The sequence below is a fragment of the Devosia sp. MC532 genome, assembly GCF_016461625.1.
Classification (GTDB): Bacteria; Pseudomonadota; Alphaproteobacteria; order Rhizobiales; family Devosiaceae; genus Devosia.
This window is the reverse complement of record NZ_JAEMNZ010000015.1, coordinates 22,209-36,220: the sequence shown is the minus strand read 5'-3', so window position 1 is coordinate 36,220 and position 14,012 is coordinate 22,209. Positions and strand designations below refer to the sequence as shown.

15 protein-coding genes are annotated in these 14,012 nt (G+C 57.3%); all 15 read right to left on the bottom strand.

All coding sequences use genetic code 11. The features are described 5' to 3' along the window. Positions 1-123 precede the first annotated feature (123 nt). The 15 genes from JHC09_RS15775 to JHC09_RS15710 all read right to left on the bottom strand — a co-directional run bounded on the left by JHC09_RS15775 (position 124) and on the right by JHC09_RS15710 (position 13,995). The gene (locus tag JHC09_RS15775) at positions 124-1,887 is read right to left on the bottom strand and encodes a cation-translocating P-type ATPase (protein WP_248309049.1); all 1,764 of its coding nucleotides are present in this window, start codon (positions 1,885-1,887) and stop codon (positions 124-126) included. Between the two features lie 104 nt (positions 1,888-1,991). Then, a complete protein-coding gene (locus tag JHC09_RS17005; RefSeq protein WP_248309048.1) occupies positions 1,992-2,252 on the bottom strand; it encodes a hypothetical protein in 261 nt (86 codons plus the stop codon). A gap of 121 nt (positions 2,253-2,373) precedes the next feature. Then, the gene (locus JHC09_RS15770) at positions 2,374-2,853 is read right to left on the bottom strand and encodes a cytochrome c (RefSeq protein ID WP_199532770.1); all 480 of its coding nucleotides are present in this window, start codon (positions 2,851-2,853) and stop codon (positions 2,374-2,376) included. A 94-nt stretch (positions 2,854-2,947) separates the two neighbouring features. Further along, complete coding sequence (locus JHC09_RS15765) at positions 2,948-3,439, bottom strand: Rrf2 family transcriptional regulator (RefSeq protein ID WP_199532769.1); 492 nt, start codon at positions 3,437-3,439, stop codon at positions 2,948-2,950. Positions 3,440-3,462: 23 nt separating this feature from the next. Continuing rightward, positions 3,463-4,098, bottom strand: coding sequence for a HupE/UreJ family protein (locus tag JHC09_RS15760; protein ID WP_199532768.1), 636 nt, complete (start codon positions 4,096-4,098; stop codon positions 3,463-3,465). A gap of 100 nt (positions 4,099-4,198) precedes the next feature. Next, positions 4,199-5,077, bottom strand: a complete 879-nt coding sequence (locus JHC09_RS15755) for an energy transducer TonB (protein ID WP_199532767.1) — start codon at positions 5,075-5,077, stop codon at positions 4,199-4,201. Further along, positions 5,074-5,511 (bottom strand): TonB system transport protein ExbD, encoded by a 438-nt coding sequence (gene exbD, locus JHC09_RS15750; protein WP_199532766.1) that lies wholly within the window; start codon positions 5,509-5,511, stop codon positions 5,074-5,076. The genes JHC09_RS15755 and exbD overlap by 4 nt, the downstream gene beginning before the upstream one ends. Continuing rightward, on the bottom strand, positions 5,512-6,285 hold the full coding sequence (gene exbB, locus JHC09_RS15745) for a tonB-system energizer ExbB (RefSeq protein WP_199532765.1): 774 nt from the start codon (positions 6,283-6,285) through the stop codon (positions 5,512-5,514). A 36-nt stretch (positions 6,286-6,321) separates the two neighbouring features. Further along, positions 6,322-8,235, bottom strand: a complete 1,914-nt coding sequence (locus JHC09_RS15740; RefSeq protein WP_199532764.1) for a TonB-dependent receptor — start codon at positions 8,233-8,235, stop codon at positions 6,322-6,324. A gap of 11 nt (positions 8,236-8,246) precedes the next feature. Continuing rightward, positions 8,247-9,074, bottom strand: a complete 828-nt coding sequence (locus tag JHC09_RS15735) for a (2Fe-2S)-binding protein (RefSeq protein WP_199532763.1) — start codon at positions 9,072-9,074, stop codon at positions 8,247-8,249. Further along, on the bottom strand, positions 9,074-9,667 hold the full coding sequence (locus tag JHC09_RS15730; protein ID WP_199532762.1) for a hypothetical protein: 594 nt from the start codon (positions 9,665-9,667) through the stop codon (positions 9,074-9,076). Before JHC09_RS15730 ends, JHC09_RS15735 begins: the two co-directional genes overlap by 1 nt. A 2-nt stretch (positions 9,668-9,669) precedes the next feature. Continuing rightward, positions 9,670-10,647 carry a hypothetical protein gene (locus tag JHC09_RS15725; protein WP_199532761.1) on the bottom strand — a complete coding sequence of 326 codons (978 nt, stop codon included), beginning with the start codon at positions 10,645-10,647 and terminating at the stop codon, positions 9,670-9,672. After that, a complete protein-coding gene (locus JHC09_RS15720) occupies positions 10,644-11,846 on the bottom strand; it encodes an ABC transporter substrate-binding protein (RefSeq protein ID WP_199532760.1) in 1,203 nt (400 codons plus the stop codon). Before JHC09_RS15720 ends, JHC09_RS15725 begins: the two co-directional genes overlap by 4 nt. Next, a complete protein-coding gene (locus tag JHC09_RS15715) occupies positions 11,843-12,898 on the bottom strand; it encodes an ABC transporter ATP-binding protein (RefSeq protein WP_199532759.1) in 1,056 nt (351 codons plus the stop codon). The genes JHC09_RS15720 and JHC09_RS15715 overlap by 4 nt, the downstream gene beginning before the upstream one ends. Continuing rightward, complete coding sequence (locus JHC09_RS15710; RefSeq protein WP_199532758.1) at positions 12,898-13,995, bottom strand: iron ABC transporter permease; 1,098 nt, start codon at positions 13,993-13,995, stop codon at positions 12,898-12,900. The genes JHC09_RS15715 and JHC09_RS15710 overlap by 1 nt, the downstream gene beginning before the upstream one ends. Positions 13,996-14,012 lie beyond the last annotated feature (17 nt).

The window sequence follows — 14,012 nt, the reverse complement described above, 5'->3', positions numbered from 1 at the left end:
TCTTGGTGATCACTTTGGCTGACAGGCTTGTCCTGTCGGCCTTTTTCTTTTGGACGGACGCGAGAAAAAGTAACGCCCGCCACTGGTGTTGCGGCGGGCGTTGGAGCGTCGGGGAGGGGGAGTTTAGTGCTGGCGTGCTGGGAGCCAGGTGGCGATGCCCGTCTTGGCCGTCTCGATGCCCTTGAGCATCGTTTGGCGCGGAACGAGGCGCGCGGAGTTGAGGATGAATGCAAGCTCAGAGCCTGTGTGGATGAGCGAAGCTTCTACGGGGCCGATCCAGCCCAGCATGGCGGCGGCAATGCCCAAAATGTCGACCAGCACAGTGCCGGCGAAGTTGAACCAGATGATGCGGCGCGTGCGGCGGGCAACATGAACGGTTTCGGCAAAGCGCATCAGGTCATTGCCAAGCAGAACGATGTCCGCTTTTTCGCGAGCCACCTCTGTGCCTGAACCCATTGCGATGCCAACGGAAGCGGTCGCAAGGGCAGGGGCGTCATTTACGCCGTCACCAACCATGGCTACGACGCGACCTGACTGCTTGATAGCTTGAATACGCTTGAGCTTATCGCTCGGCAGGAGGCCTGCTTCCACAGCGTCGATACCGAGTTCGGACGCAACCTGACGAGCGACTGGTGCAGTGTCGCCAGTCAGGAGTTGAACATCGATGTTCATCGAGCGCAGCTTGTCGATTGCCCGACGCGCTTCTGGGCGCATTTGGTCTTCGACTAGGATTTGCCCGATGAGGGTGTTTTCGCGTGCAATGTAAATGCGGGAGGCGACGTACTCGTCCTCCGCAATGTCGAGGGCGATATTGTTGGCGGCAAGCCATTTGGCATTGCCCACCAGAATTAGGCCTTGGGCGTCGCGTGCCGAAATGCCGAGGCCTGGTTCATAACGGAACTTACTTGCATCTCCCGGCACAATTTTGCGTTCGGCCGAGTAGCTGATGATGGCCTTGCCAAGCGGGTGCTCGGAAAGTGCTTCAGCTGTGCTGGCGGCGCGCAGTATGTCTTCAAGGTTGGCGCCATTGTGTGGGAGGACCTTGGTAACTTCGGGTTTGCCGAACGTCAGGGTTCCAGTCTTGTCGAGGACGACCGTATCGACCTTACCCAATGTTTCGAGGTGGATACCGCCCTTAATGATCGCTCCATTCTGCGCGGCGCGACCAATGCCACCGAGGATGGCGAGTGGTGTGCCTGCTGCAACGCCACAGGCACCAGCAACCACGATGACCGAGATGGTTGCGCTGATATTGCCCTGGGTAATCCAGTACTCAAAAGCTGCAAAGCCAAGGGCCACGTAGACGATATAGCCTGCGAGTTTATCGGCGAGGCGCTGTACGGGCGCACGCGAGCGTTCGGCCTCCTCTACGGTCTCAAGAATTTGGCCGTAGCTGGTGGCGCGACCGATGCGTTCAGCGCGAACTTCTAGAGCGCCTGATTGGTTGATTGTGCCGGCATAGACGAAGTGGCCCGGCATTTTCTCGACCGGCATGGACTCGCCGGTGATGCGGGATTCATCAATGAAGGAATTGCCCGAGATGACCGGTCCATCGACAGGAACGCGGGCTCCAGGGGCCACCACAACAACCGATCCGGTTTCGATGTCGTCGATCGAGGCGGTTACAACTTGGCCGTCGCGACGCAGTTGCACTTCGCTTGGCAGCAAGGCCATGAGGTCACGGATGGCCTTGCGGCCGCGTTCCAGTGTCATGCCTTCGAGTACTTCTGCGATGAGCACGAAGAAAGTGATCATCAGCGCGACAAGGAAGTAGCCGGTATATGCGGCCGCCACCACAGCGATGCACATGGACAGTTCCATGGTCATGCGGCGACGTTTGAGGCTTGCCCAAGCTTCTTCGAAGAGCGGGCGCCCGCCGATAGCCAAACCGATCAGACCGTACCAAGAGAACGACAGGAATATCTGGCCGCCGATATCGAGATAGACGTGGTCAGGCAGTTGAAGCCAAACTGCCAGTGCGCATAGGCCTGTTAGTCCGATGCGAAAGAGCTCGGTCGGACCAAAGGCGTGGGAGTGATAATGACCGTCGTGATCGTGATCGTGGTCATGATCATGGTCGTGACTGTGACTGTGACTGTGACTATGGCTATGGCTATGGCTATGGCTATGGCTATGGCCGTGACTGTGGCTATGGCCGTGATGATCATGCCCATGATGGTCATGCCCATGGTCATGAGCGCCGTGATGATGTTGATGACCATGATCGTGGTCATCATGGTCCGAATGGGCATGCTTCCCCATAGGCCTCTCTCCCAGATGCTGTTCGCATTCTTTGAGAGAAACACTGGCCAGAGTGCATTGCTAAATCCTGCACGTTTTCTGCAGGTTTTCGGCAGTTATGCCGTTTTGCCCTCAGAATGCAGCGAAAGGATCATAGAAAACAAAGGCTTCGTGACAGGATGCGCAAGTTGCTTCAACAGACTCCCAAGCCTTGGAGAAGGCCGCGACATCGGAGCTTACTGCAGCGGCTCGGGCCTTTTGGGCGCTGTCTTGCACAAGCGCACGAAAGGCTTCGATGTCGTCCCAAACTGCGGCCGCAGCGGTTGTCGTCACTCCGTCGATAGGTGCTGCACCACCCAGCAGGTTAGTATTTTCCTGGAACATGACCTCGAACGCTTCTAGCGACTGCGCCGTTGCCATGCCCATTTCATAGAGTTCGGTGATTTTACTTTCGTCGTCCAGATCAGCAGTTGAACGGGCAAGGGCGGACAGAAAGGCGGTTTGTTGCATCAGGCCTTGGCGTATTGAAATGATGCGCGCGGGGTCTTCAGCATAGGCGGCTGACGCCAAGCTGGTGGATGCAATTATTGCCAGAATGATGGACCGCATCATTTCGCCCTCACGTTAGGATTTCTATATTGGTAGGCGTGTGAGGGCCTTGGTTCCTGCATGTTTGAAAACCCTGTTGCCCGAAACATGCAGCGTTTCACGTACGCGCAGCTAAATTATCTGTTGTCCAAGTCACGCGGTCTTGCTTGCTGGGCTCCGTTAAGCCGAGCGTTTTGACGACAGCGTCTCGGTCGGCGACCAGATCTGCGATTGTGTAGCTTTCAAGAACCTTGGTGAAGGCGCGAAGAGCATCACTGAGCGCTGTTTCATAGCGGCAATGGGTGGTGAGAGGACAGTGCGCGCAGCGTTCTCGTACGCATTCGCTGAGGTCAAAATCTTCCTCAGTTACGCGAAGAACGTCCATTACCGTGATTTGATCAGCAGCAGCGCCCAAGCGCACACCGCCATTGCGCCCGCGTACAGTGGTAAGCAGTCCACTGCGGCCGATGGGGACAAGGATCTTGAATAAGAACATTTCGGAGACGCCGAAGGCATCGCCGATGTCTCGAATTCGGCTCAAACCATTGGGGTTTGCGGCGCAGTAGATCAGCGCTCGGATCGCATAATTGCTTTGTTTGCTCAGTCGCAAAGCGCCACCTCTCCGGTATGCGCCTAGGCAGTCGCAAACAGCATAGAGATCTGGGTCTGGTAAAGCGCCGTGACGCCGATCCCGGTCAATACACCACCAACAACGCGTGCGTTCGCGTAGAGCCGGTCTCCATGCCAGAACCAATAGGCTGCGAACATTGCGCCGACGGCTATGAGCGTTTGCGTGATGCCGAAGCCCATAAGGTAGCCGACGAGAGAGTTGTTTTCGCTACCGATGATTGACTGCGAATAGGCAAGTCCGTGCAAAAGGCCTGAGACGAGGAAGACGACATGGTGCCAGCGGCCGTTGTCGCCTTTGCCCGAGGCCATGAATAAGCCGAGCACCAGTGCGCTCATAGGGACGAGCCAAGTTGCCGAGGAAACCTCAAGGCCGACGGCATTGAGGAGACAGGCCGCGATTGTGCCGGCAACAAACCAGATCGGGAGCAAAAGTGTGCCTTGCGCAACAGCGGTCAAAATGCCGACCGCGATGACGAAAGCGAAGTGGCTCATCTCAATGACAGGATGTGCAAGGCCCGAAATAAATCCCTCAGCAAATCCAAGGGGCAGTTCACCGCCGAGGGCATGATGCGCAAAGGCTGGTACAGACAGGCCTGCAAAGGCAGCAATCGCTATTCCGCCGCGTAAAATCGTTCGCATTGTCCCCTCCTGGCCGCACTTCCGAGCAACCGAGGCACTTTGGCAGGTGGTGATCGAGCTCTCCTGCACGTTTCGTGCAAGCAAGGCGGTCTTTCTGTGCCTAACGAAGTCCATAGGTAATGGGCACGCGCAGAGCCATCTTATCAGCGCTAAGACCTTCTGGTGGGGCAGGGTAGGGTGAGGCCTTCTGAACGAGGGCAACGGCTGCCTCATCTAACGCTGCAAAGCCTGAGCTTTGAGCGATGGTCGCGTTGACCAATCTGCCGTTTGCGTCAATCGTGAAGCGCATAACTACAGTACCTTCCTGACGCGACCTTTGAGCCTCACGAGGATAAGTCTTTTTCCGATTGAGATGTGTGACCAGTCGCCCCTGCCAGTTTGCTTCCTGCGTGGCTGTTGGCATTGCAGCGACAGGAGCACGGGCGGGCGCGACCGTAGAAGACGGACTTGGCGCTGTGGTTTGCGCAGCACTTTTCGGCACGTCCCGTTCCGGGCGCGGCGGTTTGGGTGCCACCAAATCTGGCGGGCGCATGACGGGCATAGGGACGTCCACCAGTTTTGGCTCTGGAATAGGCTCAGCGACAGGCTCAGATGTGATGGGATCTTCAGGCGGAAGATCTTCTTCTTCAGGCACATCAGCACTTGCAGATAGGGGCTCCAATTGCTCTGGCTCTGGCTCTGGCTCTGGCTCTGGCTCTGGCTCTGGCTCTGGCTCTGGCTCTGGCTCTGGCTCTGGCTCTGGCTCTGGCTCAAGAGCGGGTTCGATAATCGGCGAAGTGAGCTCGGCTGTTTCAAACACAACTTCGATGCTGGAGATTTCTTCGGCGATGATGCCAGGGTTTGAGCTTGGCATGCGCTCCACAGCAACAAACCCCGCAGCGCCTCCTCCGATTACCAATAGACCCGCAGCGACCCAACGCAGAAGGTCTGCCGCGTCAAACTGTGCGGTCGGATCAATGGTGTGTGGCGAGCGTTTCATGGCGCCGTGCTGGCTCCATCCAGACCGACGAGTGCGACGCGATTGTAACCGCTTGCGCGCAGATGGTTCATGACCACGATCACATCGCCATAGGGGATTGAGCGGTCCGCACGGATTAGAATGCGTTTTTCGGTGTCGTTTTCCGTCGCCAGATCGAGCGCCGCTTTCAACGTTGTCTTGTCGACAGGCTGTTCGCCAACAAGCAGGGTCTTGTCGAGTTGAAGCGAGACATAAACTGGTTTGTCGGTCGTCGGTTGGCTCTGGCTGTTGAGTTTAGGAAGGTCGACGGGTGCATTCACCGTTGCCATTGGGGCAGCCACCATGAAGATAATGAGCAGGACCAACATGACGTCGATAAACGGCGTCACGTTGATCTCTCCGACTTCTTCGATGCCGTCGTTATCGTCAAAACTGTCGCGAAGACCCCCGGCCACTTATGAATGCCCCTCGCGTGTGAGCGCTTCTGACAGCTTCATGTCGCGATCGCGCGACACGAGGCGCTCGATGAATGCGGCGGTGTCCGCGAGGTTTTGCTTATAGTTGGCGATGCTACGCGAGAGACCGTTGTAAAACACAACAGCGGGGATTGCGGCGACGAGGCCGAGTGCAGTGGCCAGAAGTGCCTCCGCAATACCTGGCGCTACGACAGCAAGGTTGGTGGTTTGTGTTTCGGCAATGCCGATGAAGGCATTCATAATGCCCCACACGGTACCGAAAAGGCCGATGAAGGGCGCCGTAGAACCAATTGTCGCCAGAAGCCCGACGCTGCGTTGCAGCTTGCGACCAATGCCGCTCTGCAAGCGGGCAAGGCGCGAATGCACCCGCTCCTTGAGCCCTTCACTGCCTATTGCGAGCGCATGCATGTCGGAGAGGCGAACTTCCTGCTCGCCCGCCGCGAGCAGTAGGGCGATATGGGTCTTGCTGCCGGTTTCGAGAGCCGCGGCTTCGGTGAGCGACGAAACATTGCTGAGTGCTTTTCGGCTTATTTTGAGCGCGCGGCGGCAAGCGATCAGTTCGAACCATTTGGCAAGCCAAATGACCCAGGCGACAATTGCGAAGGCGAGCAGCAAGAGCATAACGGATTTGACCACCAAATCGGCTTGCTCAAACATGCCCATGACGGAGAGGTCATGAGGCAGTGGCGTGGGTAAGGTGCCTTGGTCTTGCGCCTGAACCGTGTTCCCAGCAAGAAAGCTTACTGGGAACACGCACCACTTTATAAGGTGAGCTTTGAGCGCCATGGCTTAGAAGCTTGCCTTTGCGCCGACGTAGAATGTGCGCCCGGCGTTATTGTAGCCGAGTACATTCTGGTACGAGACATTGAGGAGGTTCTGTACGCGCGCGTACACTTCCACGTTCTCGCTCACTTCATAGTTGATGCCCGCGTTGAGCAGCGCGTAGCCAGGGAGCTTTATATTCGTGCTGGTCGCAAAATCGGTGTCGTCGGCCTCGCCGACCAGCATGAGGTCTGTATTCAAACGCAGCGGGATTTCTTCGAAATCATAGGCGAGATTGATAACGCCCGAATGCTTTGGGCGGCGGATTTCGGTAACGCCAGAGCCATCGCGCGAGTCGGTATAAGTATAGGAGCCTGACGCCGTGAAGCCGTTGGAGAAGTCTAGAGCCGCCGTCAGCTCGATACCTTGGCGCGTGCTGAGCCCAGTATCATTCTCGACTGTCGCTGGCGACCAGCCAATCGACTTAATCTCGTTTTCGAGGTTCTGGTTGAAGTAAGTTGCGTCTAGGGTGATCAGACCATCAAGCAGTGACTGGCTCACACCGATGTCCCAGCCAATACTTGTTTCTGGCTTGAGGTTAGCGTTCCCGACGAATGAACTCGGATTGTAGCCAAACTGCTCAACAAAGGTCGGGTTGGTCGAGCCGGTGCCGAGCGATGCGTGCAGCGTCGTGTCTGAATTCGGAATTTCCCAAGAGCCGGAGAGGCTGTAGGTCGTCACGTTGGCAAACTGGTCGTTGATATCGTGCCGTACAGCTGCGGTCAGATTCAATTGATCTGCAAAGCGACCTCGGTATTCACCCACGATGGATTGGGTATTGCGTTTCTGCTCATCGAGAGCGTTTGGCGGTAAGCGCTTAAAAGTCTCGGCGACAAGGTCGTAGCCGAGAGTAAGGGTGTGTTCTGCGTCAGAAAAGTCCGGGGTATTGAACTTGTGGCCGAGTTGGAACGAGCTCTTATACCGGCTACCGGTATGAGCCCCGTTTTTCACGCCATTGGTGTCAAAAGTCTCGCGATCTACCTTGGTTCCGCTAAAGCGCCCGCCGTGGAAAAACGCGCCATCATCGCTTTCCCAGTTATAGCCCAGAGCTGCAAGAAACTCTTCGGTGCGGGTTGTGTCGTATGTATCAATCAGCTTGCCATAGGTTGCGCTGCCGGAAGTCCAATCCTCACTATCGAGGTCCGCGTGAACACTGCCATATCGTAAGTTACCGTCGACCCGCAGGTTTTGGCTCACATTGGCATTGAAGCGGATGTTGGCATCGATGTGGCTGGCGCCGTCCAGTTCATTGCCAAAAGACGACACGTTAAAGCCATCGGTATGGCGTGCGCTTAGCGCGCTGGTGATATCAAAATTATCCTGGCCGAACGTCACTTGAGCGTTACCCATTTTGGTGCCGTCAGTGCCAAATTCAGTCGCAAGAGTGGTGCGAATGCCATCTCTGCTGCCCGCCTTGGTGATGATGTTGATGACACCAGCCATGGCATTCGAGCCCCAGAACGCGCTTTGTGGGCCGCGCAAAATTTCGACGCTTTCAATGTTTGAAACTTGCAGGCGACCGAAGTCAAACTCGCCGGTGGATGTTTCACTGACCGGCACGCCGTCTATCAGCACCAAGACGTGGTTGCCTTCAGCGCCACGCATACGCACTTGGGTGTTTGCGCCAGCCGAGCCTGACGTCGAAACAGAAAGCCCTGGCACCTGTTTGAGGAGGTCCGCAACATAAGGGACCTTGGCGCGATTGATCGTGTCGGAATTGATCAGCGTATAAGATCGACCGACCTCGTTGGCGGCAACGGGGGTGAGGCCTGCAGATACCACGACAGGTCCAAGCAAGGTTTCTTGCGCATTCGCCGTGCCGAAAGTGAGCAGCGAGGCTATTGCTGTAGCCGAAAGCAGCGTCATATTGAGCTTAAACATAGGACTTCTCATCAAATAGCGCGCTGGGAGACCCAGTCGGCATTGCGCTGGAGGCGTTCGAGTTCTGGGACCAGCGGGCAGCTGGCGCAGAAATTGTTCTTTTCGGATTTGTAGTAGAGGCAGCACGCCGCACGGCGCTGGCACACCCGGTTTTGGCCGTCTGTTTTGACTGAATAGAGTTTTGGCCGTGCACTGGTCGGAATGCCTGTGAGGCGAATAATTTCGTCCGCTTCCTGTTGCGCGCGCTCTTCCTGGCCCAGCGCTTCGCACATTCCATAAATTTGCGCGGCCCAAGACGACGAGACCATCGACCAGAGAGCCTTGTAGGAATAGTTCGACCAGCGGTGGAGCGCTTCAACCGTGTCAGCGCTCATCATGAGCAATTGTTTAGCAACTGCTGCGCGACGCGCTTCCACTTCCCCTGAAAGGCTGTCGTCGACTTTGAGCCCTTCAACACCTACTGATTGCAGTAATGTGCTGGATGAGAATTTGAGCGCAAACCGATGGTAGGAAATCGTCGACTGGCTCAGAAGGTGGGCGGCGACGGGAAGGCCTGCCGCCCAGCCCGTGCGCAGCAGAAGCGAGGCAGCGGCTCCCTTGCGACTGCGCCCAAATCCTTTGTGTTGCAGCTCCTCAAGCATGGTCGGCAATGGGCCGTCGTTGGCGTCGCTCAGCTGTTGTTGAGTGATCCAACCATCCAAATTGGACCAAGTCGCGCCGATGTCGCGGACAACAAGGCTAGGCTGAAGATAAAACTCCTCAGCCTTTTCCAAGAAACGCTCTGTGGTCGAAGCTTTTAGTCCCCGAGAGCCATTGAGGATGGTCTGCGTCGTCTCCATCACGATGCATCCATCATCATGTCTTGGTAGCCCTCTCCGGTTTCATCGAATGCTTCCGGATCGCGGCCGAGGTAACGCTGAGCAATGTCGCGCCACATGGCAAGATTTTCCCAGCGCGCTGGTTTGAGCAGCTTGTCGCCTAAGTCAGCGTGCGGGGTGGCGAAGTGGATGGTCAGCATCGGCGTGCCAGCACTGTTGATGAGATCAAAGCCCCAAGTGAGCGGCGCGCCTTTCATATCTAGGCGACGGAAAATGACGGCTTTCCCGGGCAACCGGGCTGGGCGCGTGTCGCCGACGGGCCAGCCGCCTGTGCCCACACAAATATGGAAGTGCTGTGTGCCGCAGGCGATGGTCAAAAAACCATTTGATAGATCGAAATAGGTCGGGGCCGTCGCACACGTCATCTCATAGGACGCACCTTCGATCAGTGGACCGAAGTTGACCTGATCCCAGTAGGTTTTGAAGACGTATTGGATGAACTCAGCGAGGTAGTTCTCATCCAAAGGCAGAGCCCATTCCTGTACGGCGCTGGTAAAGCCGTCGTTGGAGGGAATGATCTGCGGTTCGCTCGATACGGGAATTGGGTTGGTCATGGTTATTCCGCCAGCAGTTCTGCGTCTTGATCGGCAGGGATGTTGTCGAATTGGCTTGCCCAGGCAGCGACATTGGCATCGCGCTTTTGGGTCAGGCGGCGCAGCGCAACGCGAGCGGTGGTCCGACCGCGGCGGGTGTCCGGCCACACATCGGGCCGCGGGGCCGTGCCTGCCGTGACTGTTTCGCGGACGGTCTTGGCGATGGCGTGCTCGTCGGGCAGGGCGTACTGGTTCCAGAGCGCGAGGAACGCTGCGTCCTTTTCGTCCGAGAAGGGCTGTTCATGTCCCAGTACGTCACGCCAGGGGGAGCCCGGGTGCAGCGTGAGAATGGGCTGGTAGCCTTCTGGTATCGGATCTGTCGCAGCATGCGTGCGGCCTGAAGCGATCGACTTGGCGATCAAGTGTGTATGCGGACCTTCCGGGCTTTTGCCGTTGGGGTGCGGGATCTCTTGGTAAACCTCAAGACGCCCGAGTGGGCTCAGCATGACGCGGTGCGGTTGTGCACGCAAAGTGTCGGCGTGAAGGTGCCGTGCCTGCTCGGAGAAAATGGACAAGCCTTCAAGCGAGCGCATAATTTTGATGTGATCTGGATCGTGCGTGCGGGCGCACATGTGAACGTGGCCGATGCCGACACCGAGATCAAACAAGATCGCGTCGCGTTGGTCCTCACGCAGTGCATCGCGGTCTGGGCCAAGCTCGCGGACAACATGAGGCTTGTCAGCCTCGGCAGTGCGCTTCATGCAAAACGCAACATCGTTGTGCCAGCTCTTGCCATCAGCGGCGAGAGTTTCAAAGGCGATGATTTTGATATCATCGGCTGGTGTGATGCGAATGGCTGCGCGCTTGGTCACGCGGCTCAACGCGTCGGTATGCAGGGTCTCCTCACCGGCATCCCAGCGGAATTCACCAATTGCACCAAATGTGCCAATGCTCCACGTGTTGCGCGGATCAAGCAAGGCCTGTCGGACGACTTCTTTCACGTGTTCCCCCCAGTGGTCTTCGTGTCATTCGTGATGGATCGGTAAAAGACGCGCTCGTGATCACCCGCCAGATCAGGGTGAAGGATCGAGATCAGGTCTTTGATGACGAGGTCTGGGCGCAATGTGCCCATCTCATAAATCTGGACGCCCCCGTTGGGGCCTTTGAGTGCGTCTGGCATCCACACCTGACCCGCTTGTGCGGCGGGAAGGGCTGCAAGGCGTGGGTCATCAGCGGCGATGTCTGCAAGGCTCAGATAGTCGTTCGACGCATGGATCCAGAATTGTGCATCCAGAGCGGACACGATAAGCCGTTCAAAATCGTGGATTTGAAAGCTGCCCGCGTTGGTGTCAGTTTCGAAGACGTAACGCCCGCCTGCATCGACGATGGACGCGGCAACAAAGCTGGCGCCGCCTGCGGCAAAGAACGTGCCTTCAAAAGCGCTGCCACTGAGAACCCACGGCTTCTGCTCGTCGGTTAGATGGGCAACGCTGGCGACGGCTGTCGCGTACCCAGCGGTGATTTCGTCGTAAACCGCGTTGGCTTTGGCTTCTTCGTTATAAAGCGCGGCAACGAACTTGATCCATTCGGCCCGACCCAGTGGCGTTGTTTCTTGCCAATCAGAGTGATTGACCACCGAGATGCCGAGATTGCGCACTTGCGCCATTTCAGCCGAGCCGCTACCGGCGGCCAGCACCAGGTCTGGCTGAGCCGATGCAATACGCTCGACATCAACGGCTCCGCTTGACTCGAACTCGGTCACATCAGGCTTTGAGATCTGTGCGAGCACTTCGGGCAGGGAGACAAAGTCCTTGCGCGCTATGCCTGTGATCGTCTCCACCTGCCCAAGCGCCAGAAGGGAAGGATTTTGTGTGGTGCTGCCTGCGAAAACACTGCGGATTGGCACTTGGATGACAGCGTCGATCTGCTGCTCAAGCTTTGGAAGCGGAGCTCCGCAAAGATTGAGTAGATAGGTCTCAGGTTGTCCGCCCGGGAAAGGTTTTTTGACGGTGAGAAGCTTATAGCTATCGTGGTAACTGAGCGAAAAGTTCTTGGCGTTTGTGATCTTAGCCTTATGGGCGAAATAGTCCTCACCGGCGCTGTAAGACGTTAGGCAGCCATCACCATCGAACGGCGCGGCTAAGGCGCTCGTGCACGCACAGACGGAAACAGCGGTAAGGATCGAGACGCGAGAGATCATGAGCCGGTGCGCTCCAAAATCTGAGCGACGCGTGCAGGCTGTTCAGTGAGGTTGAGGCCGCGAGCGCAGCATGCGAGCTCGCCAAAGCTTTGACCAAAATGGGCTTCGTCGTCGTAGCGCAGCGACCAACCGTGCGCGGTCACATTCACAATAATGAGGTTGGATGCATCGACGGGGGCAGGCGGGGGCAATAGGCCTTCCCGCTCCAGTACGGCTGCCGCCAACCCCACATTGTCTCCATCACCCGTCACGGTCGCATAGCCACGCAGGGTAGGGCGCACTGTGAAGCTGCGCTCTGCGGCGCAAAAGCTCATCGTTGGACCAGAAAAACAGCTCTCAAGATGGCCCGAGGCGATCAGATCTTCTGGCGCGCCATTGTGCAGCTGACCGTCCTTCTCAACCAGCCAAACGGTATCAGCGGTGCGAAGAGCAAGTTCGAGATCATGGCTGGAAAGGATAATCGCCACATTGGATGCGCGAGCGAGCGCACGGAGCATGCCGACCAGTTCAATGCGAGCCGTTACGTCAAGGAATGCTGTGGGCTCGTCGAGCAGCAGAAGGTCCGGTTGCTGCGCCAAAGCGCGCGCAATCATCACGCGCTGGCGCTCGCCGTCTGACATCTCCGAAACATCTCGGTCAGCGAGATGGCTGCCACCGACCGAAGCTAAGGCGTTGCGGGCTATAGCGCGGTCGTTGGCGCTCAACAGGCCTGCCCAGCCAGTGTATGGATACCGGCCAAGTTCGACGAGTTTTTCGGCGGTGATTGAACCAATGGACAAGCGATCGGTCAGTACCAAACCCAAATGTTTCGCCAAATCCATTTGCGACAGATGAGCGATATCGCGTCCGGCAATGTCTACTGAACCACCCGTGGGTTTCTGAGCCCGGGCCAACGTGCGCAGCAGTGTGGACTTGCCAGCCCCGTTCGTTCCCAGAAGGAAAACCAGTTCGCCGGGCATAATGGTGAGATTCAGATTGGCGAGAACGGTACGGGCACGTTTGCCAGTGACATAGCCAACGCTCAGGTCATGGGTCTGTAATGTCGGACGCATTAGCTCAGTACTCCACGGCGTGATTTCAGGATGACGAACAGAACGACTGGCGCCCCCACGAGGGCGGTCACAGCGTTGAGGGGGAGCGAGCCGAACTGTCCGGGGAAGAGCGAAACGATTTGTGCAAAAAGAGCGATCTGGGCGCCCAAGAGCACTGAAACGGGAACGAGAACCGCATGGTCAGACGTGCCGGTCAGGGCTCGCGCGAGATGCGGGACAGCGATCCCCAGAAATCCAATCGGGCCGCAGAATGCCGTCACTGCTCCGGCGAGCATTGAGGCTGATCCCATGGTGATGAGACGGGTGAAGCGGGTGTTGACGCCCATCGATCGCGCATAATTGTCGCCCAAGAGCATGGCGTTGAGCTGCTTGATCGAGATTAGCGCAACAGCGATGCCCAAAAGGATGACAGGTGCGAATACTGGCAAGTCAGACCAGGTGACAGCGCTGAACGAGCCAAACCCCCATGCGGTCCAGCGCTGCAGTTGTTCGGGCGATGCACCAGCAACAAGCACGGTGACGAAAGCAGAGACGCCATAGCCGGTCATCAGACCAAAAATGAGAACGGTCGAAGGATTGGAAAGGCGAGCAGCAATGATAAGCGTTGGAATGAGTATCGCGAGCGCCCCGAGCGTTGCCGCAGTCACCAAGACCAGACCGCCACCGATGCCAAATCCGCCAGTCAGCAGACCCGCCATAGCGCTGCCGGAAGCCAAAACCACGAGGGCAACACCCAAGCTTGCGCCTGAGGTGATCCCCAAGACGAAAGGGTCGGCCAGTGGGTTGCGCAGTAGGGTCTGCATCTGAAGACCGGCTACGCCCAAAGCCGCTCCAGCGAGCAACGCAGTTAGGGCGCGGGGCAGGCGGATGGAGGTGATAACGCCAGCCGTGCTTGGCTTCTCTGTTGGCAAACCAAGAAGCGCTGCGGCGACGTCGGACAAGGCGATCGCAGTCGAGCCAATCGCAACCGCCACGCACAGCATGACGAGTAAGCTTAGGCTCAATGCGGCCAAGATCAGGCTATGACGATGGCGCGCAACAAATGCGCCCCAGGCGTTGCCTGATGGCCATCTGCTATCCGCAGATGTCTGGAACATTCCCTCTCCCTCCTGAC